Below are 25,106 nucleotides of genomic sequence, written 5' to 3' on the forward strand. Positions count from 1 at the left end.
AGGGAAAAAAATATTATATTTGCAAACTCTTAAAAATATTTAAAAACAGAATGAGCACAATATTTACCTTATTCATGATCCTCATCATGATCCTGAGCGTTTTGCTAATCATCATCGTTATGGCACAAAACCCCAAAGGTGGCGGCCTTTCCGGGACTTTCGGCGGAACATCTTCAGCGCAGTTTGGCGTACAGAGAACCAATGACTTCATGGAAAAAGCAACTTGGATCTTAGGCGGAAGTATTGTTTTCCTTATCCTTTTAAGTGTAATTCTTACAGCAAAACCGTCAATCGCGCTTCCACAGCAAGCAGCTCCGGCTAGAACTGAAAGCCCGGCTCCTCAAACTGCGCCTGGAACGAACAGCCCTGCGACACTTCCAGCTACGCCAGCCGGAAATTAATCAGCAAACAATAAAATATACAGTGAGACTCCAAAAGGGGTCTCATTTTTTTTGGTAACGGCGCAGCTCGATCCTGTGTCTCAGCTTAAGACCGGCTGAAAGAAAGGCATGCTGAATCGTCTTTGTCTTATAGTATTTATCCACAAAAATCTGCATCGCGCCATAAAACCTTTCCAGGTAAGTATGATCTTTCACGGTACTTTCGCCTTTGTGATGTAAGATCGAAACCTTTCCATAGTACCAGTTTGTGTAGTTTTTCTGCAGCAGCGTGTAACACAGGTCGATATCTTCGCCGTACATGAAGTAAGTCTCATCCAGACCGCCAACTTCCAGATAAACGTTGGTTTTCATCAGCAAAAAGGCGCCGGTAAGAACCTCGACCTGCGCAATCTCAAATTCGCCAATATCATTACGATAATAGGTTTTTCGGTTTTTGTTGCGGCTTAATCCTGCGAAAAGTTTTTGGAAAGAATTGAACATATCAGGTACAGAACGCTTGCTTTCGGGCAGGAAACGATCCTGAGAATCGTGCATACGGACACCCAACGCACCAAAACGCGGCTTACTGTCCGCAAAATCTAAAATTTCATTGAGGTAATATCCTTCAAATTCGGTGTCGGGGTTCAAAAGTAAAATGTATTCACCACCTGCTTCTTTTGCAGCTAAATTATTCGCCACAGCGAAGCCGGCATTTTTTTCAGCTTCGATAAACCTTACATCCGGAAATTCTTTGATCAAATCTTTCCATTCCGCATCCGGCGATTGGTTATCTACTACAATCACCTCATGGCTGACATCCTGCGCATATCTTGCGAGGGATTGCAGACACTTGCGCAGAAGCGAAGCCACGTTGTAATGGACAATTATTATCGATACTTTCATCTTCCCTTTAGCTTATAATACTGGTTTCGCGCAAGTCTTAAAATATATTTTGAAGAATAGAAAATTTTATAGAAAATATATTGCGAAGGGCTTAAAAATGTCAATTCCTTCATCTCAACCAGTGTTTTCTGGAAACCCTTTTCCATCTCCCGGAGATTTCCAGACAATCCGCTTGCGCCGAAAGACCTTTTTCCGCCGCCGGCAACGACCAGTTCTTTATTCAAAATAAACATACGGTTTTTGCGCGCGATCTTCAACCAATAATTATGATCCTCCGCAAACCTGTGCGACTCACTGAAAAAGCCCGTGTTTTCGAGAATTTTTCTCTTAAAAATAACCGTCGGGGTTGGAATTTCATTCCGAAGCAGCAACTTTTGAAAAGTAACCGGTATCAGACCATTTTGATCTGCGGAATAGGGAAATTTCACGCGGTGACCCACGCGCACGCATGATAGAAAATCGATATCTAGGGAATCGTTTTTCAAATAATGCATTTGAAGTTTGGTTTTTTCCGGGAGCCAAACGTCGTCAGCATCCAGCAGTGCTAGAAAATTTCCCGTGGCCATCTTCAGACCTCTATTTCGGGCTGCCGAAACTCCACGGTTTGACTGGCGGACGATTTTTATGTCCAAAGACGGATTATTTAAACGGAAACTTTCCACAATCGCAATGCTGCGGTCCGTAGACCCATCGTCGATGATGATAATTTCAAAACTTCCCTTCCAAGTCTGTTTCCGCACAGAGTCCAAAGTAGTTCCGATGCTGTTTTCAGCATTGTAAACCGGAATTATTACCGAAATCAGATCAGTCACTTCGTGCGTTTTCAAATTTAAATTTAGAAAGAATTATGCATTTTCCTCATAAGGCAAACGGTTCTGGATCGAACGTCCGAGCGAAATTTCGTCAGCATACTCCAGCTCATCGCCTACTGAGATTCCGCGCGCAATGGTTGAAAACTTCACATTCAGGTTCTTAAATTTGCGGAAAATATAATAAGAGGTGGTATCACCTTCCATCGTGGCGCTGAGCGCAAAGATAAGTTCTTTCGTACTGCCAGATTCGAGCTTGCGGCCGAGAGCCGAAATATTCAGCTGGTTGGGTCCCACACCTTCCATCGGGGAGATTTTGCCCCCCAACACCAGGTACTTTCCGCGGTATTTTCCGGTATTCTCTATCGCAAGCACATCGCGTACATCTTCCACCACGCACAGCGTATCTTCGCTGCGTTTCGGATCAGAACAAATCTCGCAGATTTCAGTATCCGAAAAGTTATAGCAATCCCGGCAATACTTAATGTCTGTCACAAGTTTTTTCAAAGAATCACCCAAGGCAATAGCTTGAGATTGCGGCTGCCGCAGAAGATGAAGCGCAAGCCTCAAAGCCGATTTTTTGCCAATTCCCGGCAACCCGGAAATCTCTTCTACTGCTTTCGCTAAAACCTTACTCGGATAGTCCATTCCACAAAAATAAAATTTAATCCCTCACAGCACAAATTTCCCCTCTTTTATTATCTTTGAGGTTAATACTTTCTATGGTACTTAAAAATCTCAACTATCCGCTGGATTTCAAGTTCAAAATCACCACCCTTTCCAGCGACTTCAACATTACCGACAACAACGGCAATTACGTGGCGTATGTGCGGCAGAAAATGTTCAAACTAAAAGAAGACGTGATCGTTTTCAGTGACGAACGGCGTGCGGAGGAGATGTTTCGCATCCAGGCAAATCAATGGATTGATTTTAATGCCTCCTACGCCATCACAGAACCTGGTTCAGGCAAGAAATTCGGGCGTATGGCACGGCGCGGAATGCGCTCCCTCTGGAAGTCTCAATATGACATCTACGATGAAAACGATCAGACCAAATATCAGATCAATGAGGATAATGCGTGGATAAAAGTCATCGATGGCATCATCGGTGAGATTCCTGTCGTGGGCATGTTTTCAGGTTATTTCCTTAATCCGTCTTACACCGTAAAAGACAGCTCAGGTAAAGAATATTTCAGGCTCAAAAAGATGCCGTCACTGTTCGGGCGCCGCTTTCAGCTTGATCGGTTGATCGATATTGATGGTGAAGATGAATCGCTGGTAATCCTCAGCTTATTGATGATGGTACTTTTAGAAAGAAGCCGGGGCTAAACTTTAAAAATTTAATTTCAAAAATGAAGAATACCGTAAAAACAATTTTTTTTGGTTTGATTTTATTGCTAACTGCGCAATCCTGTTCGAAAGAACCTGCCGTGACAGAAAACACGACCACAGATAGTATCGCTGTCACAGCGCCCGTTCCTGCGGATTCCGTTGCAGCTATAAGCACCCTGAAACTCGATAAATTCGGGATGCCGCCGCAGGTGGAAGGCTGTTCGTGCTATTTCAGCGATACGAAAGAGAATTTTGAAAACGAGCGGTATATCTATGTGGATGATTACGGAAACAGTGCGTACGTTCAGATTGCCGGTAAAATGATAAAAATTCCGATGGAAGAAGGCGATTTTGATCCTTCAAATTTCACTAAAACGATTGAAAACGGTGATTTTAAAGTAAAAATGACCGGAAAGAAACTGAGCGAGCAGGAAGAAGTGATGATGTTTAGCGGCCAAATGACCGTTGAAAATAAGAAAACAGGCGAGAAAACCTTGAGCCCAATCTACGGAGAATGTGGCTGCTAATAACTTATTTTGAGTTTGAAGCCTTTTAATAATTGTAAATTTGATTTAAATAAAAACCAATATGGATATCTCTCAAATAGAACCTAAAATCGTCTGGAAAAACTTTGCAGCATTGAATGCGGTTCCGAGACCTTCAAAAAAAGAAGAAAAAGTAATAGAATTTATAAAGAATTTTGGTGAAAACCTGGGACTAGAAACCATGGTTGACGATGTAGGAAATGTGATCATCAAAAAACCTGCAACTGCGGGTATGGAAAATCGGAAAACAGTGATCCTGCAATCTCACCTCGACATGGTTCACCAAAAAAATTCGGATATACAATTCGATTTTGAGAGCCAGGGAATCGAAATGGAAGTGGATGGTGACTGGCTGAAAGCAAAAGGAACCACGCTGGGTGCAGACAATGGCCTGGGTGTGGCGGCCATCATGAGTATTCTCGAAAGTAATGACATTGCACACCCTGACCTGGAAGCATTGTTCACGATCGACGAAGAAACCGGCATGACAGGCGCCATGGGTCTGAAACCCGGTCAGCTCCAGGGCGAAATTTTACTCAATCTGGATACCGAAGAAGATGACGAAATCGATATAGGCTGCGCCGGTGGTGTGGATGTAACGGCATCGCAAACCTATGACCTCACCGAATCTAAAGGACAGATTGTAAGAATTGAGATTAAAGGCCTGCAGGGCGGACATTCCGGCATGGACATCCATAAGGGTTTCGGAAATGCAAATGTGATTTTGGGCCGTTTGCTTTACACAGGAGTTGAAATTCAGAATATCCAACTGATCGAAATAGACGGCGGCGGTCTGCGCAACGCGATTCCACGTGAAGCAGTAGCAATTCTCTCTGTCCGGAATTCAGCGGAGTTCATCGAAGGCGCCACTACGCTGAAAAATGCAATTCTGGAAGAATTCGCGGCCGTCGAAAAAGACCTTCACGTTAATATCGAAACTTATTCAAGTACTGACAAAGCAATCAGTGAAAATGATTCGCGAATGATCATTTTAGCGCTGAAAGCTGCACATAACGGTGTTTTCCGGATGAGTCCGGACGTCGCGGATTTGGTGGAATCATCGAACAATATCGCACGTGTTGAGCTTAAGGATGGTAATTTAAGAATACTGAACCTTTCCCGCTCATCTGTAGAATCCACGAAGTTTGCAGTAGCGGAACAGCTTAAATCTGTCTTCGAACTGGCAGGTATGGAAGTGGAATTTAGCGGCTCTTATCCGGGTTGGAAACCAAGACCGGGTTCGGACATCGTAAAACTGATGGAAAAACTTTACGAACGGGATTTCGGTGCAAAACCGCACGTCGTAGCTTGCCATGCAGGACTTGAGTGTGGCATCATCGGCGCCAACTATCCCGAAATGGAAATGGTGAGTTTCGGCCCGACAATCCGTGGTGCGCACTCGCCCGATGAAAGAGCGAACATACCTTCAGCACAGAAATTCTGGGCATTCCTGAAAGAAATTTTAAAGGAGATCCCAAAAAAATAATAAGTTTCTAAAGTCATTTTAAAAACACAAATCATGTCAAACGGATATACACTTCCCGCGCAAACGCGCATTGGCCACATCCATCTGAAAGTGGCAGATCTACAACGTGCACTTGCATTTTACCGTGATCTGCTCGGGTTTGAAGTGACCACGTATTATGGTGACCAGGCAGTGTTTCTGTCCGCCGGCGGATATCACCATCATATTGGTCTGAACACGTGGCAAAGCAAAAATGAACCACCTGCCCCGCCGCATAGCGTAGGTTTGTACCACACCGCAATCCTGTACCCTACAAGAAAGGATCTGGCGGCTATTTTCATGCGTCTGCGTGCGGCCGAATATCCGCTTACCGGCGCCAGCGACCACGGTGTTTCGGAGGCACTGTATCTGAATGATCCCGATGGAAACGGCGTGGAACTGTATTGGGACCGCCCGAAAGATTTGTGGGAATATGAATCCGACGGTAGTATCATCATGTATACGCGGCCACTTGATTTACGGTCGCTCATCGGCGAACTGGACGCTGAAGATTAGGGCTGTTTGAATTATTTATAAAAGCTGTTTCTCAAAAGGGAACAGCTTTTTATTGAGCTTTTTTCAAATTAAAATTTTAATTAATTTTAAATAAATATTTGAAAATAAGTCAAGTACATTTAAATAAAAAATAATGCAATGACTCACGATGAATTTCTTAAAGTACTGGAAAACCGCTTCAACACGCATCCTGAACGGCGTAATGAACTCGATTGGAAAGCAATTGAGGAGAAATTAAGGTCAAATCCGGAGAAAATTGAAATTTTATTAAAGATGGAGTCCTCAGGTGGTGAACCCGACGTCGTAAAAATCGATGAAAATTCTGGTGAGTTCATCTTCATTGACTGTTCTACCGAAAGTCCCGGCGGACGCCGAAGTTTGTGTTATGACAGAGCTGCGCTTGAAAGAAGAAAGGAGAATAAACCAAAAAATAACGTTTTGGATGCCGCGGCTGAAATCGGAATAGAATTGCTGGATGAAACAGATTACCGCTTCCTGCAAACCCTTGGACGCTTCGATAATAAGACATCGAGCTGGCTAAAAACGCCCGAAGACATCCGCAATCTTGGTGGCGCCATTTTCGGCGATTTCCGGTATGGAAACGTATTTATCTATCACAACGGTGCCGATTCTTACTACGCCGCACGAGGCTTTCGCGGAAAATTGCGGGTTTAATTTCTAAACTCTATTGACCGAACTCAAACAGTCAAAGACTCACATTCAATAAATCCAAACTCTCAAACTCTCCCGCTCTCCAACACTCAAACCCTACGGATATGGCGCGATCTGAACCTCCAATCCGTCAATCTGCTCCGTGATATGGATTTGGCAACTCAGGCGTGAATTAGGTTCTACATGGAAAGCTTCACTCAGCATTGCGTCTTCTTCAGCATCCATTTCCACCAGTTTTTCTGCGCCGTCGATCACGTAAACCTGACAGGACGCGCACATGGCCATTCCGCCGCAAACGCCGATAGTGCCTTCATCCGCCAGTTCATAAGAGCGGATAACTTCCATCAGATTCATCGACATGTCTGTGGGTGCAGCTATGTCGTGCGTTTCACCGTGTCGGTCTGTAATTTTTATATTAATATCCTGCATCGAAAAATTTTAATTTTTTGATTTTGAATTATTGATTGAGTTCAGTCACTGATTCCTTGGCTCTACTCAATCTTCTTCACCACGGCTTTTTCCGCTTCTTTCCGGCTACCGTCGAAACCGTCCACTCCGCTTACAGTGGTATATTTAAGTACATATTTTTTACCCGGATTCAGCATATTGTAAACGCTTTGGCACATCAGCGTCGCCTCGTGGAAGCCGCAAAGGATCAGTTTGAGTTTTCCGGGATAGGTATTGATGTCTCCAATCGCGTACACACCCGGAATGTTCGTTTGGTAATCGAGCGCGTTGTTTACAACAATTGCATTCTTTTCTATTTCAAGGCCCCAGTTGGCTAGGTCACCAAGTTTCGGTGTAAGACCGAACAGTGGAATAAAATAATCGGTTTCATGATCGAAATATTCGCCCTCTTTTTCAATCGTAATCGCAGAAACTTTACCGTCACCTTTGATTCCAACCACTTCTGCGGGCGTTATCAGGTTTATTTTACCTTCATTTTTTAACGCCTGCACTTTTTCTACAGAATCAAGCGCGCCACGGAATTCGTTGCGGCGGTGAATTAAAGTCACTTCATCAGCCACGTTAGCCAGAAAAATGCTCCAGTCAAGTGCAGAGTCACCACCACCTGCTATCACCACTTTTTTACCGCGGAAATGTTCGGGTTCTTTAATGAAATATTCCACACCCTTTTCCTCGTACTGGTCGATGTTCGAAATCGTGGGTTTTCTTGGTTCGAAAGTACCCAATCCGCCTGCGATAGCCACTGCTTTTGCGTGATGAACAGTACCTTTGTTCGTTATTACTTCAAAAGTGCCGTCTTCAAGCTTTGTAAGTGTCTGTGCTGTTTCACCCAAAGTAAAACCAGGCTGAAACTGCTTGATCTGTTCCATCAGATTATCTACCAAATCCCCTGCGTTGATCGAGGGAAAACCTGGAATATCGAAAATAGGTTTCTTTGGGTAAAGTTCTGTAAGCTGACCGCCCGGCTGGGGCAGTGCATCAATAATGTGGCATTTCATCTTCAGCAAACCCGCTTCGAAAACTGCAAAAAGACCGGTCGGGCCGGCACCTATAATCAATATATCAGTAGAAATCATATTTAAAATTTAGTTCGGCAAATTTAAGAAAAATAATAGAAAAGAGCCGGGCGACAAATATGGACATGTGCGTCAAAACGGCGTACCAGCCGATGTTTTATATTTGTGGCAAATTATTTGCAAATCTATGTGCATGAGAAATTTTTTTAGTTTGTGGGGCATCCTTTTTTTTGCCCTCGGGTTTTCCCAAAAATTAGATAATATTCAGTCCGGTGAGGTTTTAAACTATAGAATACATTACGGTTTACTTAATGCAGGTACAGCAACTCTTTCTGCCCAGAAAACCAATTACAAGGGCCAGCCGCATATTTATGTAAAAGGTTACGGACGTACTACAGGGGCTGTGCGAGCGTTCTTTAAGGTAGAAGACAACTACGAAAGTTACATCAATTACCGAACAGGTTTGCCCAGCTATTACGTGCGGAATGTGCAGGAAGGCGGGTACACACAGCACTTGCAGACGGTTTTTAATCATGACAGCCAAACGCTGATTCTTACTGATAAGGAGAAAAATTCTTCGAGGAATATGAAATCTGTGAAAGGTGTACAGGACATGCTGTCAGCATTTTACTACTTAAGAAGCTTGGAACAGTCTGAATTAAAGGTCGGAAGCGTTAAAAAACTTAATGTATGGATTGATGACGAACTTTTCCCGTTTCAGGTGAAAGTGGTGGGAACCGAAAACATCAGGACGAAATTCGGTACCATCAACTGTCTGAAAATTGTTCCGCAGGTGATGAGTGGCCGGGTCTTTCGGGATAAGGAAGGCGTCACACTCTGGGTGAGCAACGACCGGAATTATGTACCGATAGCCATCAAAGCCGAACTGGCGGTGGGTTCGCTGAAAGCCAGTCTGGAATCCTACAAAAACGTAAAATATCCTCTGAAATTTGCGAAATAGAAAATAATCCTTTTTAATAAGCGCCTCATTGTAACAAAATGAGGCGCTTTGCTGTCTTATACACAGCAAACTAAATTTCCATGAAAACTATAATTAAATGTTTCGCGTTCACATTGGTTTCGGCCATGTACGCGGCACAGAACGGCAGCGACAGCATACAGCGTAAGAGAATTCAAGCTTCCCCAATAAGTACCTCAATAAAAATTGACGGAATTTTGGATGAAGAGAGCTGGCAAACAGCGTCGGAAGCCAGCAATTTCGTAGAAAGACGTCCAAATAATGGCCAGCCGGAACCGGCGACAACTAAAAGTGTGGTCAAAATCCTTTACGACGATAGCGGAATCTACATTGGCGCTACGCTATACGATAATCAACCCGATAAAATTGCACGTGAACTCACCGAACGCGACAATTTGGAAAACGATGATATTTTTGGTGTTACGCTGAACGGTTATAATGATCATCAGCAAAGCCTTGAATTTCTGGTAACCGCCGCAGGGGTGCAGGCTGACGCGAAGCTGACAACCGATTTTGGCGAAGATTTCAGCTGGAATGCCGTTTGGTTTTCAGCAGTAAAGTTCACCGACACCGGCTGGACGGTCGAGATGAAGATTCCTTACTCAGAATTGCGTTTTCCGAAAAGCGAAGTTCAGCAATGGGGCATCAACATCCTGAGGCTTGTAAACCGTACAAGCTCCGTTTATGACTGGAATTTCGTGGACAACAAAAAAGGAAGCTACATGCTGTACGACGGTGTTCTCAGCGGCATAAAAAACATCAATCCACCGACCAGACTTTCATTCCTGCCCTATTTCTCAACATACGTGAACAATTACGACGACAAAACCAAGGCTAATCTGAACGGCGGGATGGACTTAAAATACGGCATCAACGATGCTTTCACGCTCGATTTAACGCTTATTCCGGATTTTGGGCAAACGTCATTTGACCGTTCGGTGCTGAATCTTTCGCCGTTCGAAGTGCAGTTTCAGGAACAGCGTTCATTCTTCACAGAAGGGACCGAGCTTTTCAGCAAAGGTGATTTGTTCTACTCCAGGCGAATAGGTGGATATCCGAGCGGAAGCCCGACCCTGAATGAAGACGAAGAAATCATCGAAAATCCGGAAAAAGTAAAACTTTTCAACGCGATAAAAGTTTCGGGACGTACGAACGAAGGTCTGGGAATCGGGTTTTTCAATGCGGTTACCGAAAAAACATCAGCAAAAATCTACAATACAGCAACCGGTGAAACAAGATATGAAACCACCGAACCGTGGGCAAACTATAACGTATTCGTTCTCGACCAAAGGTTCCGCGGCAACTCATCCGTTTCGCTTGTGAACACCAATGTGATCCGGGACGGCGATTTTCGGGACGCCAACGCTACGGCGCTGCTTTTCGACATCAGGAACCGCAAAAATACATACCGCTATTTTGGTGCTACCAAAGGAAGTTTAGTGATGAACGGTGAAAACAAATTCGGGAACGAAAGTACTTTGGGTTTTAATAAAGTGGCAGGTATACACCGTTTCGGCGCGAATTATTTCGTACGAACGAAAGATTATGACATCGGTGACCTTGGTTACTATGACCGAACCAACTTTCACAGCCTGAATACGAACTACTCTTACCGTTATCTGCAGCCGCGCGGCACCCTGAATTCGCTGAATTATAACCTGAACGTCTCACACAACCGCCGTCTGGATGATGATCTTTTCACGCAGTTTGTCATTCACAACAGTATCGACATGCAGACCAAAAACTTTTTCAATTTTGGCGGCGGACTTATGATTTGGCCTTTCGGCGAAAACGATATCTACGAACCGCGCACCGCAGGCCGCTTTATGCTGGTGCCGGCCATGATCAATCCCTGGATTTTCATCAATACAGACAACCGCAGAAAATTCCGCATTAATACCTACATCGATTATTATGCATTTGATGAAAAGGGCCGATATCAACTTATTTACCAGCTAAATCCAAGCTACAAGTTCTCGGACAAACTTCGTCTTTACTATAATGCGAATTTTAATTATCAGCAAAACGACCGCGGTTTCGCCGGTAAAGATGCACAGCACATCTTCATGGGAAGCCGCAACAGATTCACTGCCGAAAACGGCATATCATCGCAGTACACATTCAACAATAAAATGGCGCTGAATCTTTCTTTCCGCCATTATTTCTCTGAAGTTCACTACCGAAAATTTGAAACTTTAAACGTAGACGGAGATGTGACAGAGACTGATCTGTTCAATGAAAACCGGGATGGAACTTTCAACTCCTGGAATGTAGATTTGCGCTATTCATGGTGGTTTGCACCGGGTAGCCAACTCACTTTACTGTACCGAAATGCCGTGGGAAATTATCTGGAAGAATCGCGCATCGGTTTCAGCAAAAACTTCGAGAAACTTTTTGATGAGCCCATGATCAACAGTATTTCGCTTAAACTCACTTACTATATCGATTACAACCAAGCCAGAAACTGGATGAAGAAGAGCTGATTTAATATTGGTTTCAGCAGAATTAACAAATTATATTTTTAAACATATTTATTATCTCTCAAACTTTGATTTTTTCAGGATTTATGTCCAAAATAAATGAATAATTAAAAAAAATTGGACAAATATTTTCTTATAACTATTTTGTAACTTTACTAGCAAATAACAAAATCATGAGTGATAATTTACATTTTTTGTTTTTCGTCTTATGGATTTTATCAGCCGGTCTGATGGCATACTTAGGAAATAAAAGACGAATCGGCCCCGTAATTCCGTTTATAATTTCGTTGCTATTCAGCCCTATTATTGGCTTCATATGCATTCTTATTTCTAAGGATAATCAAACTGATAGGTTTGAGAAAAAAGTTCTTGCTGAAACGACATTAAATGACTTAGAAAAAATCAGTAAAATGAAGGAGCAAGGTTTAATTTCGGAGGAAGAATTTACTGCTTTAAAAAGTAAAATTATTAAGTAGCTGCTTTAAAAGAAAATTTATTCTGTAAATAAGTATTTTCAATTTGGCTATCTAATAAATATAATTACTAAATGAATTAAAAAAGCCGCTTCAGAATATCTGAAACGGTCTTTTACATTTTTAAAGAGATCTGAATTGCTCCAGCATTCGCTTGTCGTTTTCGAAGAACATGCGGATGTCGCTCATCTGATAAAGCAACATCACGATCCGCTCGATGCCCATCCCAAAAGCATAACCGGAATATTTGTCGGCATCGATATTTACATTCTGCAAAACAGCCGGGTCCACCATTCCACAACCCATGATCTCCAGCCAGCCGGTTCCCTTGGTGATGCGATAATCGGTCTCAGAATTGAGTCCCCAATACACATCTACTTCAGCACTTGGCTCTGTGAACGGGAAATAAGACGGTCTGAGACGGATTTTTGATTTACCGAAAAGTTCGGTGGTGAAATACTGTATGGTCTGTTTTAAATCTGCAAAGCTCACATTCTCATCGATATACAGACCTTCGATCTGGTGGAAGATGCAGTGCGAACGTGACGAAATGGCTTCGTTACGGAAAACGCGGCCGGGCGAAAGAATACGCATCGGCGGCTGATTTTCTTCCATATAACGGATCTGCACAGACGACGTGTGCGTTCTGAGCAGCACATCCGGATTGGTTTCAATGAAAAATGTATCCTGCATATCGCGCGCCGGGTGATATTCGGGAAGGTTCAGCGCGGTGAAATTGTGCCAGTCGTCTTCTATTTCAGGGCCGTCTGCTACGGCAAAACCAATAGATTTGAAAATATCAATGATCTTATTTTTCACGATGTTGATCGGATGCCGCGTGCCGAGCTCGGACGGGAAACCAGGACGCGTAAGATCTTCCTTCTCGAGGATCAGATTTTGTGTACCGCTGTTCTTAAGGCTTTCGAGTTTGGTTTCCACGGCCTGTTTCAAAGTATTGATCTTTTGGCCAAATTCTTTTTTCTGCTCGTTCGGAACATCTTTGAACTGCGCAAAAATATCATTCAAAATCCCTTTCTTACCGCTGAATTTAATGCGGAACTGTTCTATTTCCGCTTTTTCAGAAGTCTGAAAGTTCTGCACCTCGGCCAATAAATCGTCTATTCTCTGTAACATCTTTTCGTAATATATCGAAGCGCAAAAATACAATTTAATGCTGAAAGAGCCCTTGTAAAAATTGCGCGGACCCTGCGTTTTCTCAAATTATTTAATTCTTATTGCAGGTATTGCAAAAATTTGGATAATGCCTTTTTGCGGTGACTGATGGCGTTTTTCTCTTCGGCGGGCATTTCTGCAAATGTGACCGCATAATCATTCGGAATAAAAATCGGGTCGTAGCCAAAACCTTTTTCACCACGAATCTCATGGATGATCTTTCCATAGACGCGGCCTTCAAAGTATTCCTCAACTCCGTTGTCAACAAGACACATCACGGTCACAAAATAGGCGTCGCGGTTCTCTATATCTTTGATCTCAGCGAGTACTTTTGCCATGTTTTTTGCGAAATCGTGATCACCGGCGTACCGTGCGGAATAAATACCCGGTCGGCCGTCGAGCGCGTCAATCACCAGTCCGGAATCGTCACCCAGACTTGCTTTACCGGTTTTTTCGAAGCAATATTTTGCTTTGATCAGCGCGTTTGCGTGAAAAGTATTACCATCTTCGATGATTTCGTCATGCAGGTCATAATCTGTAAGTGAAGTTACTTTAAACTCTTCACCCAAAATCTGCTGGATTTCTTCTTTCTTGTGTTGGTTATGCGTGGCGATAAGTATTTCTTTAGACATAAACTGACAGTTATTTTTAATGCACAAACTTATTTTTCGGAATGTTTAACAGAAAACTTTCGGCTAAAAAGATAATAGAATACACTGAAAAGCACGATTCCCAAAGCTAAAACCTTAAACTCTGAAACTTTGAACACTTCGGCAAAACTTTCGGTATCACCGTAAAAAATAAGAAGTGCGGAACAAAGGTTGTTAAACGCATGGAGCAAAATCGGCAGCAGCAGCGACTTTGTTCTGTGATAAACCAAACCAAGCACTACGCCAAGCAATACCGCGCCCACAAACTGCCAGGGATTTCCGTGTACGATTCCGAAAACGACCGACGCGATCAGAATTGCCGCTGCAGGCTTCATACCCTTATTGATTAATCCTTTCTGAATGATTCCGCGGAAAATAATTTCTTCAAAGAGTGGCGCCATCACCACCGCCATTACAATCAGGGTTTTCATGTCTGCGGTCATATTCGCCATCAGATTTTGAAAAAATTCATAAAAAGGTCCGAAAAACGGTCCGCTGATGGGAATTTGCGAGGTAATGAATTCCGCAATGAGCATCATACCGAACATGAAGGGAAAAATGATGAGATGCGTACTTAGATCAGTTACAGAAAGATTGAAACCGAGTTTCTGCCCGGTTTGCGGACGTGCAATGGCTAAATCATAGGTGAGGATCGCACCTAAAAAACCCGCGGCGTTCACTACCATCAGGTAAAAGTTCGAGTACTGAAAGTTGGTATTGAAAACAAAGATCGAAATCACATTTATGGAAGAAACAACTGATGTTCCCGCGATCATGCCGACAATCAGTGCAAGTGCGCCTTTCCAGTTGAATGTGTGCTCCGGCTGGTTTTTTCGTTCTGTCATCAGCTGTTGGGTAGGTGAAATTGAAATAATAAAATAAATAAATACAGGTTTCAACAGACCTGTAAATGCGCACAAATATAATTTAAATATGACAAAAGCGAAGTTTTGCGTGGCCTTTTCAGGCAGTTTTCATGTTCGGTAAAAAAAGACGATTTTTGCATTCTCAAATTTGTATATGGCAGACTTCACCAAAGAAATAGAAAGGCGTAAAACCTTCGGAATCATTTCCCACCCCGATGCCGGGAAAACAACACTTACTGAAAAGTTGCTGCTTTTCGGTGGGGCGATTCAGGAAGCAGGTGCAGTAAAATCGAATAAAATCAAGAAAGGCGCAACCTCCGATTTTATGGAGATCGAGCGCCAGCGTGGAATTTCGGTGGCTACTTCGGTTTTGGCATTTGAATACAGGGATCACAAAATCAACATCCTCGATACACCCGGACACAAAGATTTCGCCGAAGATACTTACCGAACTCTAACGGCGGTAGATTCCGTAATCGTGGTAATCGATGTGGCTAAAGGTGTGGAGGAACAGACCGAAAAACTCGTTCAGGTTTGCCGCATGCGAAACATCCCGATGCTGGTGTTCATCAATAAACTTGACCGTGAAGGTAAAGACGCATTCGATCTCTTAGATGAAGTTGAACAGAAATTAGGCCTGACGGTCTGCCCGCTTTCTCTGCCCATCGGTATGGGAAGTGATTTTCAGGGAATCTATAATATCTGGGAGAAAAACATCCAGCTTTTCCTTGAAGAAAAAAAGCAGAAAGTTGGGGAAACCATTAAGTTTGAAGACATCAATGACTCGAAAATCGATGAAGTAATTGGCGAAAAGGCTGCTGCCACACTGCGTGACGAGCTTGAACTTGTAGAATCTGTCTATCCGGAATTCAACCGCGAAGATTACATGAACGGTAATCTGCAGCCGGTATTTTTCGGTTCGGCTTTAAACAATTTCGGTGTGCGCGAACTTCTTGACGCTTTCATCGACATTGCGCCGCAACCACAGCCTAAAGAATCTGAAACGCGACTCGTGAAGCCTGAGGAAAAAAACTTCACCGGTTTCGTATTTAAAATTCATGCTAATATGGACCCGAAACACCGCGACAGGCTTGCGTTTGTAAAGATTGTATCGGGTACGTTCAAGCGAAACGAGAATTACCTTTTGGTCCGTGAAAACAAAAAGATGAAGTTTTCCTCACCAAATGCATTTTTCGCAGATAAAAAAGAAGTGGTAGACGAAAGCTTCCCGGGCGATATCGTCGGGCTGCACGACACCGGAAACTTCCGGATTGGTGATACACTTACCGCAGGTGAAAAAATCAGTTTTAAAGGAATTCCGAGCTTCTCGCCGGAGCATTTCCGATACATCAACAACGATGATCCATTAAAGGCAAAACAACTTGCGAAAGGTATAGACCAACTCATGGACGAAGGTGTAGCACAGCTTTTCACCCTCGAAATGAACAACCGAAAAATCATCGGTACCGTAGGCGCACTACAGTACGAGGTGATCCAGTACCGTCTGGAACACGAATATGGCGCGAAATGCACTTATGAGCCACTTTCGATACATAAAGCGTGTTGGATTGAAGCAGATGAAAAGTCTGAAGAATTCAAGGAATTTGCGCGGCTTAAACAAAGATTTATGGCGCGTGACAAATATGGCCAGCGTGTTTTTCTCGCAGATTCGTCGTTTACGATCCATATGACGCAGGAAAAATTCCCGAATGTGAAACTGCATTTCATTAGCGAATTCCGCACGCATACATCATAAATTTTCGGCACCGAAAACATTTAAAAACAGAATCTTCAGCCAGTCTGAAGATTTTTTTTGTAAAGCTGGTAGCAAAATATTTTACAATCTACTTTAAATCAACGGATTACCTTTTAAAGCAATTATTGAGGAATACAATTTGATTATATTTCGCGTTCTTAATTTTTTTAAATAAATAAATGAAAAACTTCTTCTTAATCCTGCTTACATCGGTGTTGTTTGTCTCCTGTGAGAAAAACACGCTGCAGCAGACCACGGATAATATAAAAAGAGCCGACAGCCTCTTTACCAAAGCAAATCAGGGAATTAAAACATTGGATTCGATTTCAAAGACGATCAGCGATTCCAACGGAATTGCAAAAAAAGTGATCATTCCCGAAATTCAAAAACAAAAAAAATCCATTGATTCCACGATTAAAAGCGGCGGCTGGCGCATAGACTCAATCAACAAACAGATCGAGAAGATCACCAAAAATGTGGTAGTGGGAACTGAAGTCGCGAAGACGCTTGATTCCGCGAACACATCTTTACAGAATGGGGAAAATGCTTTGAAAGTGCTCACGCGAACTGCCGATAAACTTTTAAAACAGACAAAAAAGCAATCGGAAGCAGCGGAACCTGCGAAAAATAAAGCTGAGACCGCCCCGGAAAACTACCCGACAGCAAGCACACCTGCGCCTACTCCACTACCCGAGCGCAACCCGGTGGTAAAAACTGCGACACTTGAAATACAGGTTGAAGATTTGGCTGCGGCTCAGGCAATTTTAAGACAAAAAATCCGCGAAAATAATGCTGATCTGGTGAGCGATAATTTCAGTCAGAACGAAGGCATTCAGCGTCAGCGTGTGACAGCCAAAGTTCCTTTGCAGTATTTCGACCGATTCGTCAGCGATATCTCGTCAGATCTGGGTGACATTAAATCTAAAAACACAGAAACAGAAGGTTCTGACTATGTAGCTTCTCAGTATTGCGACGTGGAAATTGTACTTGCGCAAAACCAAAATATCGCGGCTGTAGACGCACAGCAGACCGACGAACAACCAAAAGATGAAGGGTTCAGCGCCGCGTTCATGAAAGGTTTCAATATGCTGGGCGCTGCACTGCTCTTCCTGCTGCCCTTCTGGCCTGTATTTGTGATTGGTGGATTGATTTGGTATTTCATCCATCGGAAAAATCAGAGAAAACGCAGGGAACAGACCATTGCGAAAGCGGAAATAATCACTGACACTACAATGTATCCGACTGAAAACCGAACTTCGAGCGCAGAAAACCCTAAACCAGATGCGACACCGGATGATGATACAGATTATTCTAAATACATGCCCAAATAAAAATAAAGCCTTCCAAAAAAATGGAAGGCTTTGCTTATTTCATATGGACAATACGGTCTACGACGTAAACCGTATTTCCACGCCACGGCAGCACGCCATGGTATTCTTTGTAATGAAGATCGAAAGTCTTGCCGTTGTTCACCTCCAGCGTCTTGAAAATTTCTTCGTCCACGATGGAGAACTCAAATTCGTAACTGGTGAGACTTCCCGTGCGCGGATTTGCGCCAAAACCCTGCTGGATCAGTTTGCCTTCGTAAGTTTTGAAGACATTGCCTTTTTTCACGGCATAATTGAGCACGCCCGATTTCACGCCTTCGCCAAAGACAAAGTAATAGCGGTAATAAAGCACGCCGGAAAGCAGTAAAACTACGGCAACGAGAATGATCCAGAAGTATTTCATCACAATTTGGGTTTAAAAATTTAGCTTTTATTTCGCAATGCTGCGCGAGATCACGATTTTCTGAATTTCAGATGTACCCTCGTATATCTGCGTGATTTTGGCATCGCGCATCATTCTTTCTACATGATATTCTTTCACGTAACCGTACCCACCATGAATCTGAACAGCTTCCACTGAAACGTCCATCGCAACCTGTGAAGCATAAAGCTTAGCCATCGCCCCGATTTCGGAAATGTCTTTGCCTTCGTCTTTTTCAGTCGCTGCCTTGTAACAAAGCATCCGGGCCGCCATAATGCTGGTCGCCATATCGGCAAGTTTAAATGCAATCGCCTGGTGATTGATGATTTCGGTTTTAAATGCTTTACGGGTTTTGGCATATTTTAAGGCAAGTTCGTAAGCTCCCGCAGCGATGCCGAGCGCCTGTGAAGCGATACCGATACGGCCGCCGTTTAAAACCGCCATTGCAAAATTAAACCCAAATCCGTCCTCACCGATTCGGTTTTCTTTTGGAACTTTCACGTCCGTGAACAGCAAAGAATGCGTGTCACTGCCGCGAATACCCAGCTTGTCTTCTTTAGGTCCGACATCGAAACCTGCCCAGCCGCGTTCTACGATGAAAGCATTGATTCCTTTGTGTTTTTTCTCAGGATCGGTCTGCGCGATCACGATGTAGTACGTTGCATTTCCACCGTTTGTGATCCAGTTTTTGGTACCGTTCAGCACATAATGGTCGCCCATATCTACCGCTGTTGTTTTTTGCGAAGTTGCATCAGATCCTGCTTCCGGCTCAGAAAGCGCAAAAGCTCCGATTACCTCCCCACTCGCGAGCGGTTTCAAGTATTTCATCTTCTGCTCCTCGCTGGCATATTTTTCAAGGCCTGCGCATACCAGTGAATTGTTTACTGACATCACCACGGCTGCCGAAGCATCTATCTTAGCGATTTCTTCGATTGCAAGAACGTAGGAAACACTGTCCATACCAGCACCTCCATACTTGGGATCCACCATCATTCCGAGGAAACCCATTTCCCCCATTTTTTTCACCTGCTCATGTGGAAATTTCTGCTCATTGTCTCTTTCTATCACGCCCGGTAAAAGTTCCGTTTGCGCAAAATCCCTTGCAGCCTGCTGAATCATCAGCTGTTCTTCGGATAAATTAAAGTCCATAAATCTTAAAATTGTTTGCCCGTAAAGCTACAATTTTTCTAAAAAGTATAAAATAAACAGAATAGGTTTAGAAGATTCTCGAGAAAATGTATAAATATCCAGAAACAAAGTAAAATTTAGCCCGTTTCTATAAAGAATAAAGCTGAACAAATCTTTTTTGCTGTTTAAAATAAAATTGATATTTTTACCACTATCCCAATAGTTTTCTACAGGGAATAAGCTCGACATTAAAAAATATAAGATGACAATAAAACGAATTTTCGATTTTCCAAAACATGCCCTTGAAAACTATCCGCGTGAGGATATGTTTGTGACGAAATACAACGGCAAGTGGGAAAAGACCTCCACGCAGGAATTCCATCACATGGCGAACAGAATTTCGCGCGGACTTTTGAAACTAGGAATTAAGCCGGGTGACAAAATCTCACTGATCACCACCGCAACGCGCACTGAGTGGGCAGTGATGGATATGGGAATTTCGCAGATCGGTGCGGTATCTGTACCGGTTTACCCTACGATTTCATCTGAAGATTACGATTACATCTTTAATAATGCTGAAATCCAATACTGTTTTGTTTCAGACCGTGACCTGCTTGATAAGGTATTGAAAATTAAAGGAAATGTGCCTTCACTGAAAGGAATTTTCACCTTTGATCAGATAGAAGGCAGCGCAAACTGGCATGAAGTGCTTGACCTTGGGAACGATGACAGTACACAGGGCGAAGTGGAAGATTTGGCGAACAGCATCAATTCTGAGGATTTGGCCACCATCATTTACACGTCGGGAACAACCGGCAAGCCAAAGGGCGTAATGTTGACTCATCACAATATTGTATCCAACGTACTTGCTTCAAACCCCAGAATCCCGCGAATCAAAGGACTGGAATATTCGGACATCAAAATCCTGAGCTTCTTGCCGATCTGCCATATTTTCGAACGCATGTTGTTTTACCTTTATCAGTATAATGGTTACTCGGTTTCTTTTGCCGAAAGCATTGACAAAATGGGCGAAAACATCAGGGAAGTGCAGCCGCACATCATGTCTGTTGTACCAAGATTGGTGGAAAAAGTTTACGATAAAATCTACGATAAAGGTACCAGCGCGGGCGGATTAAAATCTAAAATATTCCTTTGGGCATTGGGTGTCAACAAAGCGAAACAGAACATTGGTAAGCCTTCTGGTCTGAAAGAAATCATCGCCGACAAACTTGTCTTTAAAAAATGGCGTGAAGGTCTTGGCGGCAACATTATCACGCTGGTTTCCGGTTCTGCGGCTCTTCAACCAAGACTCAACAAGATGTTCCAGAATGCGGGAATCCCAATTTTGGAAGGTTACGGACTTACGGAAACATCTCCGGTTATCTCGGTTAACAGTTTCGGTAAAATAAAAGTCGGAACTGTGGGACATGTACTTGAAAACCTCGAGGTAAAGATTCAGGAAGACGGCGAAATCACGGTAAAAGGTCCTTCAGTTTTCAAAGGCTATTTTAAAAACGAAGAACAGACCAAAGAGGCATTCACCGAAGACGGATTCTTCAAGACCGGCGATATCGGGCACATCGATGATGAAGGTTATCTGCACATTACCGACCGTAAAAAAGAGATGTTCAAGACATCCGGCGGAAAATATATCGCGCCACAGGTTATTGAAAACCAGGCAAAAGCGTCTAAATTCATCGAACAGATCATGGTGGTGGGCGACGGTGAGAAGATGGCGTGTGCGCTCGTGCAGCCAGATTTCAATTTTGCAGGTCACTGGGCTGAAAGAAAAGGTTTGAATATAGGTAACACAACTGCTGAGATGGCCAACAGTACCGAGCTGAAAGAACGTATTGGTAAAGAGATTGATTACCTAAACACCAAGCTTGGAAATTGGGAACAGATCAAAAAATTCGAGCTTACGCCTGAAGCGTGGACAATTGAGCAAGGTATTCTTACACCCACACTCAAACTGAAGCGGAAGGCACTGAAGGAACGGTATATCAAGCTTTACAATAAGATGTACGGTCACCAGGATTAAAACAGAAACACGGTTTAACAGCCGTGTTTTTTTTGTCATTTCTTAATCACCCGATTTTTAAAAGTCTAAATTAATCAAAGTCCGTCTTACACTTTAAAAACACTTATATCCGGTTTCCACTCAATAAAATAAGTAATTCATACCACGATTGCATTTATTACTAACACGGTTTAGGCGCTGTAAACCCTAATTTTGCAGCCATGGAATCAATTACTACTTCTGCATCACCAATAAAGAAAATCGCTGTACCGATCGATTTTTCACCAAAATGTGAAAACGCGGTAAAGACCGCCGTGCAGATGGCACTACGGCACCGTGCGAAGATTTTCCTGGTTCACGTGGTGAATCCTTATTTTATAACCGACCGTGCGGGCCGCCAGATCATTGGTGGAGAAAGCATCAGTAAGGACATTGATGCTGCGATACGGAGGCTCGAGGGTCTTCGTGATCTGCTCAGCGAGCGACATCCTAATCTGAAGATTGAAACCATCGTACAAACAGGCTTGGTAACAGATACGCCCAATGATATTGTGGTGAGTCACCACATTGATCTCGCTGTTATCGGAACATCCGGCCATCAGAAACTCAAACAGGCGTTACTCGGCTCCTATTCTTATACGATGCTGACGAGCCTGAACTGTTCGGTGATGCTGGTGCCGGAAGAATTCAAGACTAATTCATTTAGGCATATTCTTTTTCCGGTCCGCACGCTCAATCATCTGCGTACAAAACTCAGGTTGGCCATCGCCATCGCAAACCGTAATGACGGCATCATCAATCTCTCGGGAATCGGTAACAGCAACAACTTTCCTAAACTAAAACGGGAATTTTTATTGCTAAAAAGATCGCTCCGCAACCGCAAACAACGCTTTCAATCCGAACTGGTTCTCACAGACGACAATGCGGAAACGATCTCAAAACTATCCAATGAAAAATCGTGCGATATCGTGATGCTGAATTATGAAGATGAAATGAAATGGAAGTCGCTTTTTGCGGAGAATTTCTTTAAAAAAATCATTAACAATACTGAAAGCGCACTGCTTTTCATCAAACCTAAAAATACCGTGACCATCGAGCCTGCCACTTATTCAGGCTACGATCTCACCATGCCGATTCCGGGCTGAACAGCTATGACAACATTTACTATTTATACCGAAAAAGACACCGCCGCAGATTCGCAGCTCGAAGTAGTGAAGGATTTCCTGCACCTGCATCTTGAACAGTATGGCGACAGCAAAGCCGATATTGAAAAATCACTTCATTATGCGATGGGGAAAAACGGAAAACCGGGCGGTTTGATCATTACTGCTACTCACGAAAATGCATTAGCCGGCGCTGTCGTAGTGAACAAGACGGGAATGGAAGGTTTTATCCCCGAAAATATCCTCGTTTATATCGCGACAGACCGAAATAAAAGAGGCACTGGGATCGGAAAAGCACTCATGCAGGAAGCTATCAACCGAAGCGAAGGCGATATCGCACTTCACTGTGAACCAGATAATCCGGCCAAAGACCTGTATACAAAGCTGGGTTTCACCAGTAAATACCTCGAAATGAGGTTAAAAAAATAGTCATGTCTTATATTACACTAAATTCTTCGAAGCTATATCACAATTTTACTTTCCTCGAAGACCTTTTCAGCCAACACAACATCGAATGGGCAATCGTGGCAAAACTCCTGTGTGGGAATGAGAAATTCCTCGATGTTTTGCTGAATATTTCAGACAAGGAAATTTGTGATTCCCGTTTGAGCAATTTAAAAACGATCAAAAAGTTATCGCCAGAAACCACTACCATTTACATCAAACCGCCCGCAAGGCGACTGGCAAAAAGTATCGTGGAATTTGCCGATGTAAGTTTCAATACCGAACTCGAAACACTCAAAGCACTTTCAGCAGAAGCTGTGCAGCAAAATAAAGTACACCGCGTCGTTTTGATGGCGGAAATGGGCGAGCTGCGCGAAGGCATTTTGCTTGCTGAGTTAATGGAATTCTACGGGGCTGTTTTGCAACTGCCTAATATGGAGGTTGTCGGTCTCGGGACAAACCTTTGTTGTCTTAACGGAATCTTACCGGATGAGAAAAAACTAAAAACGCTGGCACAGTATAAAACGCTTCTTGAAAAGAAATTCGGTGTGAAAATTCCGTATATCTCAGGCGGATCATCCGTTACCGTTCCTTTGATTTACCGAAATGAAGTGCCGGAAGGAATCAATCATTTCCGTGTGGGAGAAACGCTGTTTTTCGGCACAGATGTATTTGCTGACGGCTATATCCACGGTATGTATCGCGAAGTTTTCACCTTAAATGCAGAAGTGATCGAACTATCGGAAAAGCCTCGTGTACCTTCTGGCACGGCCGGAACAAACCTCACGGGGGACACACCGGCTTTCGATCAGTCTGAATATGACCAGACATCCGTTCGTGCCATCGTAGACGTCGGACTGCTGGATATCGACGCCAAAAACATCACGCCCATGCTCGCTGACATTAAGATTATCGGCGCGAGTTCCGATATGCTTATCTTGGATTTAGGTGAAAATGAGCGCGGACTAAAAACCGGTGATAATGTAGAATTCAGCATGAATTATATGGCCGTTTTGCGCGCGATGAATTCAGATTATGTCGACAAGAAAGTGGTAAACGTCCTATCGGGTGCCGCGATAAGCCTGGCCGAAAATTCAAACTGAAAACATTAACTTTACTTCTCAAGTGAGCTGAAAACCGTTTCAGCTTGAAAAATGTAGTATTTTAATGTTAGGAAACCAACCCGTAGAATCTGTCACGATCCGAAAACTGAAAGGCTTAAAATCCCTGGATGACGATTTTGCCGTGGCTAAAATGACCGCTGCCGAAGAGGCATTTAAAGCAGGTGTGCCATACCGAAGCAGATTTTACACACTGTTGATTTGCGACAAAGGAAAGTGTGAAATAGTAGTTGATCACACGTCTTACGAACTGGCGGCCAATCGCGTTGTTTTCATTAATTATAACCAAATTTTCCAATTCACTGAAGGTGGTAGCTTTTCTGCACGAATTATTCTGTTTACGCGCTCTTTTTACAACCGAATTTATACGGGTAACCGCAAAATCAAGACTGACACCGCATTTTCCGACTTACCTTCGCTGGCCGAATTTTCTAAACCCGATTTCGCCGCCTTTATTCACACCGTAAAAGACATTGAAACCGAATTCCAGAAAGATGATGTGCTGAGCCGGGAAATTATTTGTTTATTGCTTAAAACGGCCATGCTCAAGTACATCCGTTGCACGGGTGGTGGAGGTTTTACAGGGTTTAGGGCCAGCCGCACGCTGAGTTATATCGAAGATTTTAAAAGTCTGGTGAACATCCACTTCAAGGAGTTGAAACGGACCTCAGATTACGCTGCAAAACTGAACATTACGCCCAATTACCTCAACTCGATCGTAAAAGACAAGGCTGATATGTCGGCTGAACAGTTCATCCGTGAACGCGTGGTGCTAGAGGCGGAGCGGCTTCTGCTCAACACGCCGCTTTCCGTAACTGAAATCGCTTACGAACTTGGTTTTTCGGATAAGTCACATTTTGGAAAATACTTCAGGAAAACGACGGGCGAAAGTCCTGCCAGATTCCGGCAGAAGATTATGGATGAAAATGCAAATTTCTCCGCAACTTAAACCCTTCACCA

26 protein-coding genes are annotated in these 25,106 nt (G+C 43.3%); 16 read left to right on the forward strand and 10 right to left on the reverse strand.

What is annotated here, in order from left to right; all coding sequences use genetic code 11:
• The first annotated feature begins 50 nt into the window (after window positions 1-50).
• Window positions 51-401 (forward strand): preprotein translocase subunit SecG, encoded by a 351-nt coding sequence (gene secG, locus H9628_RS08000; protein ID WP_251833599.1) that lies wholly within the window; start codon window positions 51-53, stop codon window positions 399-401.
• A 42-nt stretch (window positions 402-443) separates the two neighbouring features.
• On the opposite strand, the gene H9628_RS08005 is transcribed toward secG, so the two are convergent.
• The 3 genes from H9628_RS08005 to recR are packed head-to-tail and all read right to left on the reverse strand — an operon-like array spanning window position 444 to window position 2,740.
• Window positions 444-1,283 carry a glycosyltransferase family 2 protein gene (locus H9628_RS08005; RefSeq protein WP_251833600.1) on the reverse strand — a complete coding sequence of 280 codons (840 nt, stop codon included), beginning with the start codon at window positions 1,281-1,283 and terminating at the stop codon, window positions 444-446.
• The gene (locus tag H9628_RS08010; RefSeq protein ID WP_251833601.1) at window positions 1,280-2,110 is read right to left on the reverse strand and encodes a glycosyltransferase family 2 protein; all 831 of its coding nucleotides are present in this window, start codon (window positions 2,108-2,110) and stop codon (window positions 1,280-1,282) included. Before H9628_RS08010 ends, H9628_RS08005 begins: the two co-directional genes overlap by 4 nt.
• Before the next feature lie 18 nt (window positions 2,111-2,128).
• Entirely contained in the window at window positions 2,129-2,740 is a 612-nt protein-coding gene (recR, locus tag H9628_RS08015) for a recombination mediator RecR (protein ID WP_251833602.1), read from the reverse strand.
• 74 nt (window positions 2,741-2,814) lie between these two features.
• On the opposite strand from recR, the gene H9628_RS08020 reads away from it, so the two are divergent.
• From H9628_RS08020 to H9628_RS08040, 5 genes are all read left to right on the forward strand, one after another.
• Window positions 2,815-3,420 (forward strand): LURP-one-related/scramblase family protein, encoded by a 606-nt coding sequence (locus H9628_RS08020; protein ID WP_251833603.1) that lies wholly within the window; start codon window positions 2,815-2,817, stop codon window positions 3,418-3,420.
• Window positions 3,421-3,443: 23 nt separating this feature from the next.
• Window positions 3,444-3,950 carry a hypothetical protein gene (locus H9628_RS08025; RefSeq protein WP_251833604.1) on the forward strand — a complete coding sequence of 169 codons (507 nt, stop codon included), beginning with the start codon at window positions 3,444-3,446 and terminating at the stop codon, window positions 3,948-3,950.
• 61 nt (window positions 3,951-4,011) lie between these two features.
• Entirely contained in the window at window positions 4,012-5,454 is a 1,443-nt protein-coding gene (locus H9628_RS08030) for an aminoacyl-histidine dipeptidase (protein ID WP_251833605.1), read from the forward strand.
• A gap of 33 nt (window positions 5,455-5,487) precedes the next feature.
• Window positions 5,488-5,988 carry a VOC family protein gene (locus H9628_RS08035; RefSeq protein ID WP_251833606.1) on the forward strand — a complete coding sequence of 167 codons (501 nt, stop codon included), beginning with the start codon at window positions 5,488-5,490 and terminating at the stop codon, window positions 5,986-5,988.
• 138 nt (window positions 5,989-6,126) lie between these two features.
• Complete coding sequence (locus H9628_RS08040) at window positions 6,127-6,663, forward strand: DUF4256 domain-containing protein (protein ID WP_251833607.1); 537 nt, start codon at window positions 6,127-6,129, stop codon at window positions 6,661-6,663.
• A gap of 93 nt (window positions 6,664-6,756) precedes the next feature.
• On the opposite strand, the gene H9628_RS08045 is transcribed toward H9628_RS08040, so the two are convergent.
• Both H9628_RS08045 and H9628_RS08050 read right to left on the reverse strand, forming a co-directional pair.
• Window positions 6,757-7,089, reverse strand: a complete 333-nt coding sequence (locus H9628_RS08045) for a 2Fe-2S iron-sulfur cluster-binding protein (protein ID WP_251833608.1) — start codon at window positions 7,087-7,089, stop codon at window positions 6,757-6,759.
• Window positions 7,090-7,151: 62 nt separating this feature from the next.
• The gene (locus H9628_RS08050) at window positions 7,152-8,204 is read right to left on the reverse strand and encodes an NAD(P)/FAD-dependent oxidoreductase (RefSeq protein ID WP_251833609.1); all 1,053 of its coding nucleotides are present in this window, start codon (window positions 8,202-8,204) and stop codon (window positions 7,152-7,154) included.
• Window positions 8,205-8,337: 133 nt separating this feature from the next.
• Here H9628_RS08050 and H9628_RS08055 point away from each other — a divergent pair, with 133 nt between their 5' ends.
• The 3 genes from H9628_RS08055 (at window position 8,338) to H9628_RS08065 (ending at window position 12,079) form a co-directional block, all read left to right on the forward strand.
• Window positions 8,338-9,105 carry a DUF3108 domain-containing protein gene (locus H9628_RS08055; RefSeq protein ID WP_251833610.1) on the forward strand — a complete coding sequence of 256 codons (768 nt, stop codon included), beginning with the start codon at window positions 8,338-8,340 and terminating at the stop codon, window positions 9,103-9,105.
• A gap of 80 nt (window positions 9,106-9,185) precedes the next feature.
• Window positions 9,186-11,606, forward strand: a complete 2,421-nt coding sequence (locus H9628_RS08060; protein ID WP_251833611.1) for a DUF5916 domain-containing protein — start codon at window positions 9,186-9,188, stop codon at window positions 11,604-11,606.
• A 170-nt stretch (window positions 11,607-11,776) separates the two neighbouring features.
• On the forward strand, window positions 11,777-12,079 hold the full coding sequence (locus H9628_RS08065; RefSeq protein ID WP_251833612.1) for an SHOCT domain-containing protein: 303 nt from the start codon (window positions 11,777-11,779) through the stop codon (window positions 12,077-12,079).
• A gap of 120 nt (window positions 12,080-12,199) precedes the next feature.
• Here the strand turns inward: H9628_RS08065 and pheS are convergent, their stop codons facing one another.
• The 3 genes from pheS to H9628_RS08080 form a co-directional block, all read right to left on the reverse strand.
• Window positions 12,200-13,210: a phenylalanine--tRNA ligase subunit alpha gene (pheS, locus tag H9628_RS08070; RefSeq protein WP_251833613.1), complete on the reverse strand. Its 1,011-nt coding sequence runs from the start codon at window positions 13,208-13,210 to the stop codon at window positions 12,200-12,202.
• A 98-nt stretch (window positions 13,211-13,308) separates the two neighbouring features.
• Window positions 13,309-13,881, reverse strand: coding sequence for an RdgB/HAM1 family non-canonical purine NTP pyrophosphatase (gene rdgB, locus H9628_RS08075; RefSeq protein WP_251833614.1), 573 nt, complete (start codon window positions 13,879-13,881; stop codon window positions 13,309-13,311).
• A gap of 29 nt (window positions 13,882-13,910) precedes the next feature.
• Window positions 13,911-14,744, reverse strand: coding sequence for a CPBP family intramembrane glutamic endopeptidase (locus tag H9628_RS08080; protein ID WP_251833615.1), 834 nt, complete (start codon window positions 14,742-14,744; stop codon window positions 13,911-13,913).
• A gap of 175 nt (window positions 14,745-14,919) precedes the next feature.
• On the opposite strand from H9628_RS08080, the gene H9628_RS08085 reads away from it, so the two are divergent.
• Together H9628_RS08085 and H9628_RS08090 are read left to right on the forward strand one after the other, a co-directional pair.
• Window positions 14,920-16,521 carry a peptide chain release factor 3 gene (locus tag H9628_RS08085; RefSeq protein WP_251833616.1) on the forward strand — a complete coding sequence of 534 codons (1,602 nt, stop codon included), beginning with the start codon at window positions 14,920-14,922 and terminating at the stop codon, window positions 16,519-16,521.
• A gap of 179 nt (window positions 16,522-16,700) precedes the next feature.
• Window positions 16,701-17,852: a DUF4349 domain-containing protein gene (locus H9628_RS08090; RefSeq protein ID WP_251833617.1), complete on the forward strand. Its 1,152-nt coding sequence runs from the start codon at window positions 16,701-16,703 to the stop codon at window positions 17,850-17,852.
• Window positions 17,853-17,886: 34 nt separating this feature from the next.
• Here H9628_RS08090 and H9628_RS08095 read toward each other — a convergent pair whose 3' ends face one another.
• Together H9628_RS08095 and H9628_RS08100 are read right to left on the reverse strand one after the other, a co-directional pair.
• Window positions 17,887-18,252, reverse strand: coding sequence for a hypothetical protein (locus H9628_RS08095; protein WP_251833618.1), 366 nt, complete (start codon window positions 18,250-18,252; stop codon window positions 17,887-17,889).
• Between the two features lie 27 nt (window positions 18,253-18,279).
• Window positions 18,280-19,419, reverse strand: a complete 1,140-nt coding sequence (locus H9628_RS08100; protein ID WP_251833619.1) for an acyl-CoA dehydrogenase — start codon at window positions 19,417-19,419, stop codon at window positions 18,280-18,282.
• A gap of 241 nt (window positions 19,420-19,660) precedes the next feature.
• Between H9628_RS08100 and H9628_RS08105 the strand changes: the two genes are divergently transcribed.
• The 5 genes from H9628_RS08105 (at window position 19,661) to H9628_RS08125 (ending at window position 25,095) form a co-directional block, all read left to right on the forward strand.
• Complete coding sequence (locus H9628_RS08105) at window positions 19,661-21,439, forward strand: AMP-dependent synthetase/ligase (protein ID WP_251833620.1); 1,779 nt, start codon at window positions 19,661-19,663, stop codon at window positions 21,437-21,439.
• A gap of 200 nt (window positions 21,440-21,639) precedes the next feature.
• Window positions 21,640-22,563, forward strand: a complete 924-nt coding sequence (locus H9628_RS08110) for a universal stress protein (protein WP_251833621.1) — start codon at window positions 21,640-21,642, stop codon at window positions 22,561-22,563.
• Between the two features lie 6 nt (window positions 22,564-22,569).
• On the forward strand, window positions 22,570-23,010 hold the full coding sequence (locus H9628_RS08115; protein ID WP_251833622.1) for a GNAT family N-acetyltransferase: 441 nt from the start codon (window positions 22,570-22,572) through the stop codon (window positions 23,008-23,010).
• Between the two features lie 2 nt (window positions 23,011-23,012).
• On the forward strand, window positions 23,013-24,128 hold the full coding sequence (locus tag H9628_RS08120) for an alanine racemase (RefSeq protein WP_251833623.1): 1,116 nt from the start codon (window positions 23,013-23,015) through the stop codon (window positions 24,126-24,128).
• Window positions 24,129-24,192: 64 nt separating this feature from the next.
• Window positions 24,193-25,095 carry a helix-turn-helix domain-containing protein gene (locus H9628_RS08125; protein WP_251833624.1) on the forward strand — a complete coding sequence of 301 codons (903 nt, stop codon included), beginning with the start codon at window positions 24,193-24,195 and terminating at the stop codon, window positions 25,093-25,095.
• Window positions 25,096-25,106 lie beyond the last annotated feature (11 nt).

This window comes from Kaistella pullorum (assembly GCF_014837035.1).
GTDB lineage: Bacteria > Bacteroidota > Bacteroidia > Flavobacteriales > Weeksellaceae > Kaistella > Kaistella rhinocerotis.